A 16,481-nucleotide genomic window follows, 5' to 3' on the forward strand; every position below is an offset into this window, starting at 1 on the left:
CCGCCGGGCGGCCACACGCGGCGGCGGCCAGTTCGGCGGCGCGCCGCGCCTTGGCCGGTCCGGCGGGCTCACCGTCAGCGGACCCGGCCCCGGCACGAACTCGGCGCGCGTCACCGCGCCGGGCACCGGCAGCGTGACCAGCCCGCGGCAGCGGCGGCCGCGGTCGCGGAAGACGCCCTGCAGGATCTCGCCGTGGTGCCCGGGCGCGTGCCCCACACCGCTCACGCCGCCGCCCGGTACCGGTACAGCGTGGTGGGCGCCGCGCTGAACTGCGAGAACGGGAACGGCTCCGCGGACAGCGCGCTGACCCCGTCGCCGAGGAACGCGCGGGCCACCGCGCTGCCGGTCTGCGCGTAGACGACCAGCGGCACGGACCGCTCCCGGCACCGGCGGACGATCTCGTCGAACGTCCCGTTGCCCAGGGTCATGCCGGTCGCCACGACCGCGTCCGCCACGCCGAGCACCTCCCCCATTTCCGGCGTCACCGGATCACCCCACTGGGTGCGGCGCAGGTTGAGGTCGCACGGCAGGCAGGTCCCGCCGCGCTCGCGGATCGCCGCGACGAGCGGGTTCACCACGCCGATGAGGGCGACCCGCGCGCCGGGAGCGATGTCCAGCAGCCCGGCGATCGCCGCGTCCCTGGCGTGTGCCCGGACCTCGGGGGTGCCGGCGGGCAGGACGACCGGCTCCGCCGCGGTCTGCGCCTCGTGCGGCGCGGCCGCCGACAGGTGGGCGTCCAGCGCGGCGATCCGCAGCGGCACGGACTCCTGGCGCAGCAACTCCGCCAGCGGCGCCCCGGAGTACTCGGCGCACACCTCCGGTGTCAGCTGCCCGGTCTCGAAGGCGCACGCGCCGAACGCGGCGCCCAGCCGCACCAGGACGTAGGAGTTGCGGTAGGTCACGTCCCCGCCGGCCAGCCGGGTGCCGTGGTGCAGCCAGAAGACGCTGGTGGCGGTCAGCTCCGCCGGGTCCGGGCCGTGCTTCCCGGCGAGGACTCCGGCGGTCAGCGCGGCGACGGTGGTCACGCCGCCTCCAGCCGGAACAGGTAGGTGAGCACGCCGTCCCCCCAGTCGTGGCGGTGCGCGACCTCGGTGGCGAACCCGTGCCCGGCGGCGTCCCGCACGATCGTGCGCAGGTCCGCGGTGTTGGACACGATGAGGAACACCTGCCCGCCGGGCGCGAGCAGGTGCCGTCCGGCCAGCTGCGCGAAGAACCGCTCCAGCAGCGGGGCGCCCACGCACACGTTGCGCACGACGTCCGGGTCGTCGCTCACCGTCTGGCTCACCGCGGGCGGGTTGAAGGTGATCACGTCCAGCCGCACGCCGTCCGGGAACCCGTCGAAGAGGTCGGCGACCACCGGCACGAACCGGGTGCCCGGCCGGGTGCCCACGATGCGTTCGTAGTGCCGCCGCGTGGTTTCGACGCTGTCCGGGTGCACGTCGATCGCGTAGACCTCGCGTGCCCCGCGCACGCCGGCGGCGACGGCTTCGACGCCGAGCCCGCTGCCCATCGCGGCGTAGACGCGGCCGCGGACCTCGATGGTGCCGTCCAGGACCCGTTCGTGGATCATCCGGCTGGTCGCGCCGGGCAGGAACACGCCCGGCGGCGCGGTGAACTCCCACCCGCGCCAGGTGTAGGGGCGGGTGGTGCGCAGGTCGCCCTTCGGCTGGTTGAGCGCGATGATCCGCTCGGCGGGCAGGGGCGGCGGGAGCCGGTCGATCAGTGCGGTGTCCACAGTGTCCATTTCGCTGTCCGTTCCGGTCTTTCGTCAGCGTCCGAGCGATCGCAGGTAGCCGGCCAGTTTCTCGGCGGCGTCGAGGTTGCGCGGGCCGCTCACGGCCTCGCCGTAGTCCAGCACGTGGAAGCGGTTCTCCCGCACGGCGGGGCTGTCCGCGAGCGGTGGGAAGGACTTCAGGAAGGCGATCTTGTCGGCGACCGGCCGGTCGCCGTAGTCGACGACGGCGATCACCTCGGGCTGGGCCCGCACGACCGGTTCCCAGCCGATCGTGGTCCAGCGGGCGTCCAGGTTCCCGGCGATGTTGCGGCCGCCCGCCAGCGACACGATGGTGTCCGGCGCGGCCTGATTGCCGGAGGTGAACGGCTGATCGGTGCCGGAGTCGTAGATGAACACCCGCGCGGGCTCCCCCGCCGGCGCGTTCGCCCGCAGCGCCGCGGCGCGGGCCTGCAGGTCCGCGACGAGCGCTTCGGCCCGGTCGGGGACGTGGAAGATCTGCCCGATCTGGCGCAGGTCGGTGTAGAGCGCCTCCAGCGGCGGCACCTTGACCGGCCGGTCGCCGTAGTTGAAGCAGCTCTCGGTGTGCTGGTAGCTGCGGATGCCGACACCGTCCAGTTTGGCCGGTGTGATGCCGCGGGCCTCGCTGAAGCCGGAGTTCCAGCCCGCCAGGACCCAGTCGGCCTGCGCGCCGACCACGGTTTCGAAGCTGAGCACGTCGGTGCTCAGCGTCTCCACCGCGCGGTAGTCGTCGACGTACGGCGAGCGCGCCACGGCGGGTTCGGCGGTGCGCGGCATGACGATGCCGCGCATCCGGCCGGCCAGCCCGAGCGCGAACATCTTCTCGGTGCTGCTCATGTCGTAGGCGACCGCGCGCTGCGGCAGCGGGTAGGTGATCGCGTGCCCGCAGTTCTCGACGGTCACCGGCGCCGGGCCGGTGTCACCGCCGGGCCGCACCTCGGCGCCGCACGCGGTGAGACCCAGCGCGACCGTCACGAGCACGGCTGTCCAACGCCCTCTCACGGGTTTCCTCCTCGATCGGTGAACGTCCAGAGCAGTTGCGGGGCCCCGGTGACCGGGTGGGTCACCAGGACCGGGGTCACGCCGAAGACCCGGCGCACGAGGTCCGGGGTGAGCACCTCGCCGGGCGGGCCCGCGGCCGCGAGCCGCCCGTCGTGCAGCACCGCCACGCGGTCGCAGGTGGCCGCGGCGAGGTTGAGGTCGTGCAGGGCGACCAGCACGGTCAGACCGCAGGAACGCAGGAACGACAGCAGTTCGACCTGGTGCCGCACGTCGAGGTGGTTGGTCGGCTCGTCGAGGACCAGGATGCGCGGTTCCTGCGCGAGGGCGCGGGCGATGAGCACGCGCTGGCGTTCGCCGCCGGACAGCGACAGGATGCCGCGCCCGGCCAGGTGCGCGACGCCGGTCCGCTCCAGGCAGCGGTGGACGAGGTCGCGTTCGCGCTCGCTCAGCGCCCGGTTGCCGGGGTGGTGCGGGAACCGGCCCATCGCGACCACGTCGGCGACGGTGAAGTCCAGGTCGGTGCCCGCCTCCTGGGTGACCGCGGCGACCAGCCGGGCGCTGTCCCGGTTGGACAGTCCACTCAGGTCTGTGCCACCCACGAGGACGGCGCCGGCGCTGGGCGTCAGCGCCCGGTAGACGCACCGCAGCGCGGTGGACTTGCCGCTGCCGTTCGGGCCGACCAGCCCGACCACCTCGCCGTCGCCCGCCTTGACGCTGAGCGCGTCGACCAGTCTGCGTCCGGCGGCCTCGACGGTGACCGCATCGAGGGCGAGGTCCATCAGCGGCCCCCGAACAGGTAGCCGCGGCCGCGCAGCAGGGCGACGAACACGGGCACCCCGATGAGCGCGGTGATCACCCCGAGCGGCAGCTCACGCGGCGCGAACAGGGTGCGGGAGGCGAGGTCGACCCAGATCAGGAAGATCGCCCCGGCCAGTGGCGCGAGCACGAGCACCCGCCGGTGCCCCGGTCCGGCCACCATCCGCACCAGGTGCGGCAGGACCAGACCGACGAACCCGACCGCGCCGCTGACCGCGACCAGCGCGCCGGTCACGACCGCGGTGAGCAGGAACAGCTCCCGCCGCAGGGCATCGGCGTCGAGACCGAGGCTCGCGGCGGACTCGTCGCCCAGCGCCAGCACGTCCAGCGCCCGGCTGCGCCGCAGCAGCACCACCACGGCCAGCGCGACCGCGGCCACCGCGACCGGCAGCGCGCCCCAGGTGGCGCCACCGAGGCTGCCGAGCAGCCAGAACAGCACCGAGCGGGCGGCCTCGCCGAACGGCGCGAAGAACACGATCACGCTCATCACCGCCTGGAACCCGTAGGCGAGCGCGACACCGGTGAGCACGAGCCGCAGCGGGGTGAGCCCGGCGCGGCCACGGGCGGCGACGTACACCAGCACCGACGCGGCGAGCGCGCCGAGGAACGCCGCCGCCGACAACGCGTACACGCCGAGCGCGCCGAACAACCCGAAGGACACCACCGCGCTGGCGCCGACCGACGCGCCGGAGGAGACGCCCAGCACGAACGGGTCGGCGAGCGCGTTGCGGACCATCGCCTGCACCGCCACCCCGATCACGGACAGCCCGGCGCCGACGACGGCGGCCAGCAGCACGCGCGGCGTGCGGACCTGCCACACGATCGAGTAGCCGGTCACCTCGTCCGCGCCGATTTCGCCGCCGGTCAACGCCGCCGCGAGGTACCGCAGGGTGTCCGGTAGCGGCACCACGGTCGGTCCGAACGCGACTCCGGCCACGACGGACACCACGAGCACGACGACCAGCACGGGCACCGCGAGCGCACCCGTCACGGCACGGGCCGGCGGCGAACCGGTCACGGCGACCGTCACGAGTACCCCCCTTGTCGTTACCACCGGCGGAGGACGGAGGCCCGAGCAGCTGACTCTCCGTGAACCGGACCCGATATTACAAACGATAATCATTTTCGTCTAGAGTTCGATGCCGGACATCCAGCGCGACCGAGGAGGAACTCCCCCGCCGTGACCACTCCCGTCCTGCGTGACCCCGCGTTCCTGCGCCTGTGGTGCGGCACCACGGCCTCCGGGCTGGCGACCTGGGCGCTGCCGTTCGTCCTGGGCCTGGCCGTCCTGGACTCCTCGCTCACCCCGGCCGGACTGGGCGTGCTCCTCGCCGCGCGCACGATCGGGTTCCTCGCGGCCGTGCCGGTCGGCGGTGTGCTGGCGGACCGGTTCCCGCGACGGCGGGTGGTCGCCGTCGCCGGAGCCGCGGCGGCCGTGGCGAGCCCGGTCATCGGGGCCGGGCTGCACGGATCCCTCGCCGTGGCCGTCGTGGCGGCCGCGGTCGCCGGGGCCGGGCAGGGCGCGTGCCGCCCGGCGTTCCAGGCGCTGACCGCCGAAGTGGTCGCCGAGGCGGGACGGCAGCGCGCCAACGCCGCGATCACGCTGTCCGTGCGCGTGACCACCCTGGTCGCGCCGAGCCTGACCGCGCTGCTGGCGACCGTGCTGCCCGTGCCGGCCCTGCTGTGGGGCACCGGGCTGCTGTGGCTGGCCGCCGCGCTTGTCCCGCCCGCCGGGCGCCCGCTCACGGCGGCCCCCACCGCCCGCGCCTCGTTCGTCACCGAGTTCGCCGACGGGATCCGCGAAGCCCGCCGCCACCCGTGGTTCGTCGCCGGGCTGTTCGCGCTCACCGCGGTGATCGCCACCGGCTACTCGGCGACCGGGGTCGCACTGCCGCTGGTCAGCCGCGACCGGTACGGCTCGGAAGCCGTGCTCGCCGCCGCCACGACCGCCTACACGCTCGGCGCGCTGGGCGGCGCGCTGCTGCTCGCGCGGTGGACGCCCCGGGCGGCGGGCCGCACGGCGCTGGCCGGACTGGCCGCTTACGCCGTCGCCCCGCTGAGCCTGCTGCTGCCGGTGCACCCGGCGGTGGTCGTCGCGGCCTACGCGGTCGCCGGTGTGGGCATCGAACTGTTCAACGTCCCGTGGTTCACCGCGATCCAGCGCGAGGTCGAGCCCGGCAAGCTCGCCCGGGTGTCCGCTTTGGACTTCCTGCTGTCCTACGGTCTGGCGCCGGTCGGTCTCGCGCTCATCGCGCCTGCGATGGCGGAATTCGGCGCCGGGCCGGTGCTCAGCGTGTGCGCGCTGGTGTGCCTGCTCGCGCCCGCGGCGGCCGCGCTGGCGCCCGGGACGCGACATTTCGCCCAGCCGCGTGACCGTCTCTGAACTGGTGCTCGTCGTGCGGGGATGATTACCCTACGAGAAGAAGCCAGGCCAGACAGGGCTGACGGGGAGGAGAGTCATGAGCCACCCGGCGCGCAACTCCACCGGTGCCGTGAGCACGGCCGTTCGCCGCGGGGCCCGGGTCCCCGCGCAACGGGCCGCGCCCGGAGCCCTGCGGCTGCAGGTGTTCTGGCCCCTGCCGGGGATCGCCGTGCTGAAGGTCGCCGGCGACATCGACGTGGCCACCGCGGCTCCGCTCAACCGCGCGCTGGAGGAACTGACCGCGCACCGGCCACGCGTCGTGGTGGTCGACCTCGGCGGGGTGGACTTCCTCGGCTCCGCCGGCCTGGCCGCGCTCGCCCAGGCGGGTGAACACGCCGAGATCCGGGTGGTCGCCCCGACGCGGCAGACCGCCCGGCCGCTGGCGATCACCGGTCTGGACCAGCGGCTGCCGGTCTACACCACCCGCGACGAGGCGCTCACCGGCTGCTGAACCGCGTGCGGGCCCGCAGCTCGCGCTCGGCCCACAGCACCCCGCGCGGTCCGGTGCCCCACCGGGTGCTGATCGCGTCGAGCACGCCGGTGCCGATGCCCGGCTCCGGCGCCCCGCCCACCCCGTCGACCTCCACCCGCAGCACGTCCCCGGTGCGGCTCAGCCGGACTTCGAACGGCGGGAACCCGGTGGCGCACGCCGACGCGGCCAGCTCGTCCACGAGGAGCACCACGTCGATCACGACCGTCGACGGGCAGTCGGCGAGCATCGCGCGCACCCGCCTGCGCAGCGGCGCCAGCCCTTCCGGGCCGTCGAGCCGCACGGCCGTGGCCGGCGTGCGCTCGTCCAGTGAGTCGGTCAAGGACCCGGACACCTCCGCTGTCTCGTCAACGGCCGCCGTCGCTACCCACGCGCGGATTCATCAAACCTTGGACCGAATGAAATCACGCGGCCGGGCCGCGCGCACCACACGGACGGGCGCACTCGGCCACCCGGACGGCGGATCGCGGCTCTACGAACCGTGGGTGTCAGGCCGGCGCGGGCGGCTCCGGCTCCGGCGGCCCGAGGGCGTCGTCGATGGCCTGTTCCACGATCGTGTCCATGGTGCCGAGGTAGGTCGCGCCGACGTGGTTGTCGTCGAGGTAGACCAGCACGTTGCCGATCACCGGCGGGCAGACGGCCTCGTCGCAGTAGTAGTCGCTGAAGTCCAGGAACGACACGTTCGGGGGAACGTCGTCGAGGAACAGCCAGGGCGGCTCGTCGGCGTAGAAGTCGGCGCGCGGCGGGTTGCACTCGGGGGCGTCCGCGCCGCGCAGCTCCACGCACTCCGACGGCGCGTAGTCGTAGCGGGGGTTGTCGCGCACGGCGAGCACCGGGATCCCGGCCGCCTCGATCTTCCGCCACTGCGCGACGAACCCCGGCGGCGTCCGCTCGGTCAGGCCGGCCCGCACGTCCCGGGTGGCGGTGGTGAACACCGCGTCCGGCCGCAGGTCCAGGATCTCGTCGGCGGCCGCGGCGTTCCAGTCCCGGCAGGCCTGGTCGTCCGGCTCGATCTCGGACTCGGTGGAGAACGGGCACCCGCCCCGCGACATCACCACCAGCTGCCAGTTCCGCCGCTGCGCCACCGGTTCCAGCGCCGCGATGAACTGGGTGGGGTGCGAGTCGCCGACGATGACCAGGGTCTTCTCCGGCGGGCCGTCCGGCGTCGTGGCGCACACCAGCAGTTCGCTGCCGCGCGGCGATTCGGTGCAGTCGTCGATCCAGGCCCAGTCGCCGGGCAGCTCGACCGGCGACGGCACGGGCGCCACGTCGGCGGCGCCGCGGTAGACGAAACCGGGCGTGCGGGCCAGCGCGCCCGGGTGGTCGAGACCACCGGCGGCGGGCGTCCCGGACCGGGCGAGGCCGGCGATCTGCCAGGCGCCCGCGGCGGCCAGCACGGGGATCATCGCCAGCACGGCGAACCGGTAGGCGCCGCGCACGGCCAGCTGGGACCGGCGCACCGGCGCCTCGACCAGGTGGTGGGTCGCCACCGCGAGCGCGAGCGACAGACCGATGACGAACGCGCCGCCGAGCAGGCCGACCTCGGTCCGCCCGCGGTGCACCAGGTAGAGCACCAGCACCGGCCAGTGCCACAGGTAGAGCGGGAAGCTGAGCTTGCCGAGCCAGGTCAGCGGCCGCGCGGTCAGCAGCCGGTCCGCGCCGGCGGGACTGCCGGTGGCGCCGGCGAGCAGCACGAACGCCGCCGAGGCGACCGGCCACAGCGCGGCGAAGCCCGGGAACACGGTGCCGACCTGCAACACGAGCCCGCAGGCGACGAGCCCGGCGACGCCCAGCCAGCCGAGCGCGATCCGCAGCGCGCGGGGCAGCGTGACCGCGTCGACGACCAGCGCGAGCAGCCCGCCGAGCGCGAACTCCCAGATCCTGGTGAGCGCGGAGAAGTACGCCAGCGGCTGGTTCGCCGCGGTCAGCCACACCGAGTACGCCAGCGACACGGCGGTCAGGACCAGCAGCGTGCCGGTCAGTGCGGCGCGCAGGCGTCCGCGCGCGGCGTAGGCGAGCGCGGCCACCAGCAGCGGCCACACCAGGTAGAACTGGCCCTGGATGGACAGCGACCAGAAGTGCTGCACCACGCTGGCGTCGCTGTGCCGGGCGAAGTAGTCCGCCGAGTTCGCGGCGAGCTGCCAGTTCTCCAGGTACAGCGTGGCGGCGACGACCTCGCGGATGGTGGCGAACCAGCGGGCCTGCGGCAGCACCATTGCGGCGGCCACGACCACCACGAGCAGCACGGTGAGCGCGGCCGGGAACAGCCGCGTGATCGTGCGGCCCCACAGCGCGCGGACGTCGATGCGGCCGCGCTGCCCGGCGCGGAACAGCTGGCCGGTGATCAGGAAGCCGGTCAGGAAGAAGAACACGTCGACGCCGCCGGAGATCCGGCCCAGCCACACGTGGTAGACGACCACCAGGACGCAGGCGAGCGCGCGCAGGCCTTCGATCTCGGGGCGATACCGCTTTTCGGGGATGGACCGGGTGCGCGGGTGGGGCGGGGTCATCGGCACCTTTCCTCACTCGGCGTCCCGGGCGAGACCGAGGTTACCCATGGCCGTTCCCGGCTCCGGCTAGGGTCGGCAGGATGCGGACCGACGTGATCGAGACCTTCCCGCGGGTGGCCGTGCCGCTGGACGGGCGGCGCGCGGCGGCGGTCGCGATCGTGGTGTCGGGCGGCGAACCGGTGATCTGGCTGACGCGGCGCGCGACCGGGATGCGCGCCCACCCCGGGCAGTTCGCGCTGCCCGGCGGCCGGGTCGATCCGGGCGAGGACGCGGTCGGCGCGGCGCTGCGGGAGCTGGAGGAGGAACTCGGCGTCACCGCGACCCGCGCGGACTGCGTCGGCCTGCTCGACGACTACCCGACCCGCTCGGGTTACGTGATCACGCCGGTGGTCGTGCGGCTGCCCGGCGAGGTGCCGCTGCGGCCGAACCCGGACGAGGTGGCGCACGTGCACGTGATCCCCGTGCCGGACCTCGCGGTCGAGCCGCGGTTCCTGACGATCCCCGAGTCGGACCGGCCGGTGATCCAGCTGCCGCTGGCCGGGCACCTCGTGCACGCGCCGACGGCCGCGGTGCTCTACCAGTTCCGGGAGGCGGCGCTGTACGGCCGCGCCACCCGTGTCGCCCACTTCGAGCAACCCGTGTTCGCCTGGCGGTGACGTGCCGTTTCCGCGCGCCGCGGCCGGGTACGCCGCGGGGGACGGAGGGAGAGCGACGTGCGGATCGGGTACAAGCTGGCCGCCGAGGCGTTCGGGCCGAAGGAGCTGGTCCGGCAGGCGGTGGCCGCGGAGCAGGCGGGCTTCGACTTCGTGGAGATCAGCGACCACTTCCACCCGTGGCTGGACAACCAGGGGCACTCGCCGTTCGCGTGGACCGTGCTGGGCACGATCGCGGCGAAGACCGAACGGATCGGGCTGGCGACCGGGGTGACCTGCCCGACGGTGCGTTACCACCCGGCGATCATCGCGCAGGCCGCGGCGACTCTCGCACTCGTGTCCGACGGCCGGTTCACGCTCGGTGTCGGCGCGGGCGAGCGGCTCAACGAGCACGTGGTGGGGCCGGGTTTCCCGGAGACGGTGCCCGGGCGCCACGAGCGGCTGCGGGAGGCGCTGGAGATCATCCGGCTGCTGTGGCGGGGCGGCTACCAGTCCTACGAGGGCAAGCACCTCACCCTGGCCGACGCGCGGGTGTTCGACCTGCCCGACGAGCTGCCGCCGATCGCGGTCGCCGCGAGCGGCAAGGAGTCGGCCGAACTGGCGGGCGAGCTGGGTGACGGGCTGTTCGCGACCGAGCCGAAGGCGCACGTCGTCTCGCACTACACCGCGGCGGGCGGCGACGGCCCGCGGTACGCGGAGGTGCCGATGGCGTGGGCGGAGGACCCGCACACGGCCGCGCGAGCCGCGCTGGAGACGTCGCGGTGGGCGCTGACCGGGTGGAAGGTGATGAGCGAACTGCCGAACCCGGTGAACTTCGCGGCCGCCTCGGCGACCGTGCGCGAGGAGGACGTGCTGGGCAAGTTCGCGTGCGGCAACGACGTCGACCGGTACGTGGAGGTGGCGCAGCCGTTCGTCGACGCCGGGTTCGACCACCTGGTGATGCAGAACGCGGGGCCCGACCCGGACGGGTTCCTGGAGTTCTTCCAGCGTGAGCTGGGCAAGCGGATCCGGTCGCTGACGCCGGGCTGACCGGCGTCCGGTGGGGGCTGCCGGGCCCCCACCGGATGTGCCTCAGTTCCGGTTCGCGGGCTCCGCGATGCTCACCGCGCCCGGCTCCTCGGCGCCGGCCTCGCGGACCTGCCACTTGTCCAGCCCGCCGCCGAGCCGGTCGGCGTAGTGCTCCGCCGCCGCCTGGGTTGGGAACCGGATCTCCTGTGCGCGTGACACGTGCGTGATCTTGTAGGCCATCACTACTCCCCTGCCCCTGTCGTCCTGGTGCGGCCCGTCACTCCCCGACCGGCCGCGTCGAACACTAGAACACCTGTTCGAGTGCACGCAAGCCGACACGCCGGGGAACGCGCCGGAAAATTCGATCGTCTATTGTGGACGGTCGGTTCAGCGGAATAGTGGCTGGCCAACGGCATCCTGCCCGCCGAACTCCTGGAGAGTCTCACCCGTGGGGGTCATCACCCTGGCGGTGAGGGCGTCCCGGTAGTGCCGCTCGACGGCCAGCTCCTTGCGCGCGGCCGCGAAGCCGCACAGCCGGAGCAGCCGGTCGCCCACCTCGGTCGCGGTCTCCGCCCCGGCGAGCCTCGCCTGCGCGGCGCGCACCCGGGCGTCCGCCCGGCCTCCGGCGACCGCCGCGACGGTGTCGTCGCAGAACACGCGCAACAGGTCGGCCCTGGCGCGCAGCGCGGCGAGCTCCCGGCTCTCCGGCACGCGCCCGGCCGTGTCGGCGAGCATCGCCTCGGTCAGGCCGAGCGAGAACGCGGCGCCGAGCACGAGGAAGACCGGGAGCGCGTGGTCCAGGCCCTCGGTCACCACGGCGTCGGCGGGGACCTCGACGCGGTCCGCGGTCATCGACGTGGCCGCGCAGCCCCGCAGACCGAGACCGTCGAACGGAGCGCCGGCCCGCAGACCCGGCGTGTCGGCAGCGACCAGCGCGGCGGCCGAGCCGTAGCACCACACGTAGCTGTCCGCCTCGCCCGCCGCTGTGACCCACGTCTTGGTGCCGTCCAGCACGACGGCGCCGCCGGTCCTCGTCACGGCGCACCGGTCGCCCGGCTCGCCGAGCGCGAGCGTCGCCAGGTGCTCGCCGCGGGCGATGGCGCCACGCAGCGACGGCGGGCCGTGCGCCTCCACCACGGCCGTGGCCGCGTAGTGCGTCAGCAGGACCATCGCGGTCGAGCCGCACACGCCGGCCAGCCGCTCGATCACGCGCGCGGTCTCCGCGAGACCCGCTCCCCCGCCGCCGACCGCGGTCGCGCTGGCCAGTCCCAGCAGCCCGATCTCGCCGAGCGCGGTCACCGCGGAGCGCGGGAACCGCCCGGCGCGGTCCACCTGGTCGGCCTGCGGGGCGATCGTGGACTCGAGGACCGAGCCGAGCAGGACGGTGTGGTCGAGCGCCACCGGCCACCACCTAGCGTGCGGAATCGGGAACAGCGCGTTACTACCCCGCAGGCCTGGCCGGAAACGCCGCGCGGGCGGTCAGCCGCCGTCGACGGTCACCGGCGTCAGGTGCCTCCGGAACCAGTCCCTGGCCAGGCACGCGGCTTCGTCCAGTGCGCCGGGCTCCTCGAACAGGTGCGTGGCCCCGGGCACGACCGCGAGGTGCGCCTCGCCGCGGAGCTGGGCGCGCGCCTTCCGGTTCAGCTCCAGCACACCGGTGTCGAAGGCGCCCGCGATGAACATGGTCGGGGTCCGGACCCAGCCGAGGCGCTTCGCGGCGAGGTCGGGCCGCCCGCCGCGCGCCACGACCGCCGCCACCTCGACCCGGTAGTCGGTGGCCGCCAGCAGCGCCGCCGCGGCCCCGGTGCCCGTGCCGAAGTAGCCGACCGGCAGCCCGGTCCGCGCGCGCACCCACCGCGTCACCTCGACCAGCCGGCTGGCCAGCAGCTCGACGGCGAACACGCGTGCCCGGTCGGCCTCCTCGCTCGGGGTCAGCAGGTCGACCAGCAGCGTGGCGATGCCGGCGCGGTGCAGGGGCTCCGCGGCCGAGCGCGCCCGCGGACTGTACCGGCCGCTGCCGCTGCCGTGCGCGAACACGACGATCCCCGCCGCGCGCTCCGGCACCGTCAGCCGCCCACCGAGCGGCACCGCCCCGGCGAAGACGGTGACCTCCTCGTCGCCCGTCACCGGATCCGGGTCCCCGGTTTCGCCTGCCAGCAGCCGCGCGACCTCCTCGTCCGGGGTCTGCATGAAGTCCTCGTACCACTGCCCCACCGCGGTGAACGCCGCCGGGCACTCCAGGCACACCACGTCGTCGGCGTCCTCGCGCAGGGCCTCCACCGCCTGGCGAGCGCCGACCGGCACCGCGACCACGACCCACGCCGCGCCCGCCGCCCGCGCGGCCGCCACCGCGACGCGCGCGCTCGAGCCGGTGGCCACCCCGTCGTCGACGACGATCGCGGTCCGGCCAGCCAGCGGCGTCCGCGTCCGTCCGGACCGGAAGCGCGCGGCGCGACGGTCCAGTTCGGACCGTTCCGCGGCCTCCACCGCGGCCAGTTCCGCCTCGCTGATCCCGAACCGCCGCACCAGCACGGGGTTCACCAGGCGCAGCCCGCCCTCGCCGATCGCGCCCAGCGCGAGTTCCGGCTGGAACGGCAGGCCGAGCTTGCGCACCAGGAGCACGTCGAGCGGCGCGCCGAGCGCGCGCGCCACCTCAGCCGCGACCGGCACGCCCCCGCGCGGCAGCCCCAGCACCACCGCGTCGCTGCCTCGCCACCGGACCAGCCGCGCCCCGAGGCGACGGCCGGCGTCCCTCCGGTCGGTGAACGGCATCGGAGCACCTCCTCCGCGAAGTTCTCCGGCGACCGTAGCGGCGTCCCCGCCCCGCGGCGAGAGTCGTAGGACCTCACTGGGCCGAACGGCGGCCCCGGAGCGGCCGGGCACGTTCCGTGGTCAGTGGGTGGGCTCGCGCCGGGGGTCTCGCACCGGCGGCCGGGCGGAACGGCGGTGCGTGGTGGCAGCCGAGCTGCACTGCCCTACCTCGCCGCCGGATGCCCCGGACGGGTGCCATCGTCGGGTGGCCCCTCCGGAAGCGACCATTCCCGGCCCAGTGGACTGGCGCCAGGGCCGCGCACCGTAGCCACGCGGCGCGCGACCGCGCGCAACGGCGGCACAGGCGAGGGGCAGCAGCGGCAACCAAGCCGCACCAATCCCCCGAGACGGGCGACACCAGCGAGCGGCCAGCCCAGAGGCGACCATCCGCCGCCCAGTGGCCCGCGCCGCCACCGCCCGCCGGAGCTCTCGCACCGGCAGCCGAGCGGGCACACCGGCGGAGCGCGGCCGAGCGGCAGCAGCGGCGACCAGGCCAACCTGGTCGCCTGCGCCGCCCGGACGAGTGTCCGAGGCGACCGTCCCCGGCCGGGCTGAACACCCCCTCCTGAGGCGCTCGCGGCGAAATCCGCTCCGCGATCATCCACTGCGGCCCGCGGTTACAGTTGTGGTGTGGACACCGTGGTGGCCGCCGGTGGCGGCAAGCTTCGCGGATTCGTCACGGCCGACGGCCTTGCCGAGTTCCGCGGCGTCCCGTTCGCGCGCGCGGCCCGGTTCGCCCCGCCGGAGCCCGTCGAGCCGTGGACCGGCATCCGCGACGCCACCCGCCACGGCCCGGTCAGCCCGCAGCCGCCGGTGCGGCCGGACGGCGTGATGGGCGTCCCGGCGGACGTGCCGGACCAGGACGAGGACTGCCTCAACCTGACGGTCCTCACGCCCGCCGCCGACGACCGCAAGCGGCCGGTCATGGTGTGGCTGCACGGCGGCGCCTACGTGACCGGCGCGAACTCGTTCGGGTTCTACGGCGGACACCGGCTCGTCACCGAGGGCGACGTCGTGTTCGTGGCGCCCAACTACCGGCTCGGCGCGCTCGGCTACCTGCGCCTGCCCGGGGTCTCGCCGGGCAACCTCGGCCTGCTGGACCAGCTCGCCGCGCTGCGGTGGGTGCGGGAGAACGCCGCGGCCTTCGGCGGGGACCCGGACGACGTCACCGTGTTCGGGCAGTCCGCGGGCGCGCACTCGATCGCGTGCCTGATGGCGCTGCCGGAATCGCGCGGCCTGTTCCGGCGGGCGATCCTGCAGAGCGCGCCGCTGGGCCTCCGCCTGGCCGGCGCCCGCACCGCGGCGCGCACCGCGCGGTTGTTCACCGCCGCGCTGGGCGCCGATCCGCGGACCGCCCCGGTGACGGAGGTTCTGCGCGCGCAGAACGAGACGATCGTGAAGGCCGCCGGCCCGGGCGGGCTGTACTCGGTGCCGCCGTTCTGCCCGGTCGCCGACGCGCCGCCGCTGCCGAGCGTCGCGCACTGGATGTCGCAGCGGGCGCGGTTCGCCCCGGACGTCGACGTGCTGATCGGCACCACGGCGGCGGAGATGAACTCGTTCCTCACCGGCAAACCGGGAATCGCGCAGCTGGAACGGTCCCCGGTCAGCGCGCGCGGGGTGGCCGCGCTGAAGGCCGGTGTGACGCGGTGGATGTTCGCGGCGCCGTCGCGGGCGTTCGCCGACCAGCTCGCCGCGCGCGGCGGGCGGGTGTACAGCTACGTGTTCGACTGGGGCGCGCCGTCCTCGCCCTACGGCGCCGGGCACTGTGTGGACCTGCCGTTCCTGCTGGGCGACGAGCCGGCGTGGCGGAACGCGCCCATGCTGGCCGGCGCCGAGTGGAGCGCGCTGACCGAACTGGGCCGCGAACTGCGCGCGGCGTGGCTGTCGTTCGCCAAGACCGGCACGCCGTCCCCGGGATGGCCGCGGCACACGCCGAAGCGGGCGCCGCACCGGCTCCCCTGAGGACATCCGGCGGAAATCCACCACAGGCTGCGCGGGTGGGTGGCCGGCGCGCCGCCGGCCACCCGCGCAGCCGGGGTCAGTCCCGCCGGTCCTGCTCCGCCAGGAAGCGTTCGAACTCCGCGCCCAGCTCCTCCGCGGTCGGCATCGCGGTCTCGTCGGCCAGCAGCGTCTTCTTCTCGTCCATCGCCTCGACGAACAGGTCGTACTGCCGCTCCAGCGCGTGCACCACGTCGGCCACCTCGTCGGATTCGGCCACCTGCCGGGCGATCTCCGCGTCGGTGCGGCGGGAAGCCGCGCGCAGCGCCTCGTCCGGCAGGGACAGCCCCGCCAGCCGGGTGATCGAGCCCAGCACGGTCAGCGCCGCCGCCGGGTAGCGGGACTGCGCGAGGTAGTGCGGCACGTGCGCGGCGAACCCGACGGCGTCGTGCCCGGCCTCGCCGAGGCGGAACTCCGTCAGGTTCAGCGCGCTGCCCGGCACCTCCAGCCGGTTGAGCACCGGGTCGTAGTCACCGATCAGCTCGCGCCGCGTGGCGTGCGCGGTCACCCCGAGGGGGCGCGTGTGCGGCGCGCCCATCGGGATCCCGTGGAACGACACGGTCATCCGCACGTCCCAGCGCTCCACGAGCGTCCGCACCGCGGCCGCGTAGCGCTCCCACAGCCCGTCCGGCTCCGGCCCGCTCAGCAACAGGAAGGGCGTGCCGACCTCGTCGTGGAACAGCCGCACCGCCAGCTCGGGTGTGTCGTAGCTCTCCCAGTGGTCGGTGTCGAACGTCATCACCGGCCGCCGCGCCCGGTAGTCGATCAGCCGGTCCACATCGAACCGGGCCACCACCCGGTTGTCCCAGTTCGCCTTGAGGTGCTCGCTCACCAGCGCGCCGGCGTGGCCGGCGTCCATGAAGCCGTCGAGCTGGTGCAACAGCACCGCCCCGCTCAACTCCGGGAGCTCCGAGTCCACCTCGTAGAGATCCGTCGGATCGAACACCACAGCCTCCAGCCTGTTCCGGGCACCTCTCTCCTCGACACTCAACGTAGCGAGGGCTGCGATCCATCCCGT

Annotated in this window: 16 protein-coding genes and 1 pseudogene; 5 read left to right on the forward strand and 12 right to left on the reverse strand. The window is 74.6% G+C overall.

All coding sequences use genetic code 11. The features are described 5' to 3' along the window. From AMY39116_RS43605 to AMY39116_RS0326640, 6 genes and pseudogenes are all read right to left on the reverse strand, one after another. Nucleotides 1-225: pseudogene (locus AMY39116_RS43605) on the reverse strand (hypothetical protein); the annotation flags it as partial. After that, nucleotides 222-1,025 (reverse strand): Rossmann-like domain-containing protein, encoded by an 804-nt coding sequence (locus AMY39116_RS0326620; protein WP_020420662.1) that lies wholly within the window; start codon nt 1,023-1,025, stop codon nt 222-224. The gene AMY39116_RS0326620 and the pseudogene AMY39116_RS43605, both read right to left, overlap by 4 nt. Beyond that, nucleotides 1,022-1,744 carry a methyltransferase gene (locus AMY39116_RS0326625; protein WP_020420663.1) on the reverse strand — a complete coding sequence of 241 codons (723 nt, stop codon included), beginning with the start codon at nt 1,742-1,744 and terminating at the stop codon, nt 1,022-1,024. Before AMY39116_RS0326625 ends, AMY39116_RS0326620 begins: the two co-directional genes overlap by 4 nt. Before the next feature lie 24 nt (nt 1,745-1,768). Next, nucleotides 1,769-2,734: an ABC transporter substrate-binding protein gene (locus AMY39116_RS0326630; protein ID WP_020420664.1), complete on the reverse strand. Its 966-nt coding sequence runs from the start codon at nt 2,732-2,734 to the stop codon at nt 1,769-1,771. Between the two features lie 17 nt (nt 2,735-2,751). Then, nucleotides 2,752-3,534: an ABC transporter ATP-binding protein gene (locus tag AMY39116_RS0326635; protein ID WP_020420665.1), complete on the reverse strand. Its 783-nt coding sequence runs from the start codon at nt 3,532-3,534 to the stop codon at nt 2,752-2,754. Further along, nucleotides 3,534-4,601 carry an iron ABC transporter permease gene (locus AMY39116_RS0326640; protein ID WP_020420666.1) on the reverse strand — a complete coding sequence of 356 codons (1,068 nt, stop codon included), beginning with the start codon at nt 4,599-4,601 and terminating at the stop codon, nt 3,534-3,536. Before AMY39116_RS0326640 ends, AMY39116_RS0326635 begins: the two co-directional genes overlap by 1 nt. A 150-nt stretch (nt 4,602-4,751) precedes the next feature. Here AMY39116_RS0326640 and AMY39116_RS0326645 point away from each other — a divergent pair, with 150 nt between their 5' ends. Both AMY39116_RS0326645 and AMY39116_RS0326650 read left to right on the forward strand, forming a co-directional pair. Beyond that, on the forward strand, nt 4,752-5,954 hold the full coding sequence (locus AMY39116_RS0326645) for an MFS transporter (RefSeq protein WP_020420667.1): 1,203 nt from the start codon (nt 4,752-4,754) through the stop codon (nt 5,952-5,954). Between the two features lie 76 nt (nt 5,955-6,030). Further along, nucleotides 6,031-6,444 carry an anti-sigma factor antagonist gene (locus AMY39116_RS0326650; RefSeq protein WP_020420668.1) on the forward strand — a complete coding sequence of 138 codons (414 nt, stop codon included), beginning with the start codon at nt 6,031-6,033 and terminating at the stop codon, nt 6,442-6,444. On the opposite strand, the gene AMY39116_RS0326655 is transcribed toward AMY39116_RS0326650, so the two are convergent. Both AMY39116_RS0326655 and AMY39116_RS0326660 read right to left on the reverse strand, forming a co-directional pair. Next, nucleotides 6,431-6,805 (reverse strand): hypothetical protein, encoded by a 375-nt coding sequence (locus tag AMY39116_RS0326655; RefSeq protein ID WP_235716228.1) that lies wholly within the window; start codon nt 6,803-6,805, stop codon nt 6,431-6,433. The two genes, AMY39116_RS0326650 and AMY39116_RS0326655, sit on opposite strands and share 14 nt — an antisense overlap. Before the next feature lie 166 nt (nt 6,806-6,971). Beyond that, nucleotides 6,972-8,993 carry an acyltransferase family protein gene (locus AMY39116_RS0326660; protein ID WP_020420670.1) on the reverse strand — a complete coding sequence of 674 codons (2,022 nt, stop codon included), beginning with the start codon at nt 8,991-8,993 and terminating at the stop codon, nt 6,972-6,974. An 80-nt stretch (nt 8,994-9,073) separates the two neighbouring features. Here AMY39116_RS0326660 and AMY39116_RS0326665 point away from each other — a divergent pair, with 80 nt between their 5' ends. Further along, nucleotides 9,074-9,649: a CoA pyrophosphatase gene (locus AMY39116_RS0326665; RefSeq protein ID WP_039791774.1), complete on the forward strand. Its 576-nt coding sequence runs from the start codon at nt 9,074-9,076 to the stop codon at nt 9,647-9,649. 57 nt (nt 9,650-9,706) lie between these two features. Then, nucleotides 9,707-10,675 carry a TIGR03557 family F420-dependent LLM class oxidoreductase gene (locus tag AMY39116_RS0326670; protein ID WP_020420672.1) on the forward strand — a complete coding sequence of 323 codons (969 nt, stop codon included), beginning with the start codon at nt 9,707-9,709 and terminating at the stop codon, nt 10,673-10,675. 42 nt (nt 10,676-10,717) lie between these two features. Here the strand turns inward: AMY39116_RS0326670 and AMY39116_RS46855 are convergent, their stop codons facing one another. The 3 genes from AMY39116_RS46855 to AMY39116_RS0326685 all read right to left on the reverse strand — a co-directional run bounded on the left by AMY39116_RS46855 (nt 10,718) and on the right by AMY39116_RS0326685 (nt 13,426). Next, nucleotides 10,718-10,894 (reverse strand): hypothetical protein, encoded by a 177-nt coding sequence (locus tag AMY39116_RS46855; protein ID WP_020420673.1) that lies wholly within the window; start codon nt 10,892-10,894, stop codon nt 10,718-10,720. Between the two features lie 147 nt (nt 10,895-11,041). Next, the gene (locus AMY39116_RS0326680) at nt 11,042-12,055 is read right to left on the reverse strand and encodes an acyl-CoA dehydrogenase family protein (RefSeq protein ID WP_020420674.1); all 1,014 of its coding nucleotides are present in this window, start codon (nt 12,053-12,055) and stop codon (nt 11,042-11,044) included. Nucleotides 12,056-12,133: 78 nt separating this feature from the next. Then, complete coding sequence (locus AMY39116_RS0326685; protein WP_020420675.1) at nt 12,134-13,426, reverse strand: phosphoribosyltransferase family protein; 1,293 nt, start codon at nt 13,424-13,426, stop codon at nt 12,134-12,136. Nucleotides 13,427-14,095: 669 nt separating this feature from the next. On the opposite strand from AMY39116_RS0326685, the gene AMY39116_RS0326690 reads away from it, so the two are divergent. Beyond that, the gene (locus tag AMY39116_RS0326690; protein WP_020420676.1) at nt 14,096-15,427 is read left to right on the forward strand and encodes a carboxylesterase/lipase family protein; all 1,332 of its coding nucleotides are present in this window, start codon (nt 14,096-14,098) and stop codon (nt 15,425-15,427) included. A 76-nt stretch (nt 15,428-15,503) separates the two neighbouring features. Here the strand turns inward: AMY39116_RS0326690 and AMY39116_RS0326695 are convergent, their stop codons facing one another. Next, on the reverse strand, nt 15,504-16,412 hold the full coding sequence (locus tag AMY39116_RS0326695; protein ID WP_020420677.1) for a proteasome assembly chaperone family protein: 909 nt from the start codon (nt 16,410-16,412) through the stop codon (nt 15,504-15,506). Between the last annotated feature and the right edge of the window lie 69 nt (nt 16,413-16,481).

The organism is Amycolatopsis sp. ATCC 39116 (assembly GCF_000231075.2).
Lineage (GTDB): Bacteria > Actinomycetota > Actinomycetes > Mycobacteriales > Pseudonocardiaceae > Amycolatopsis_E > Amycolatopsis_E tucumanensis.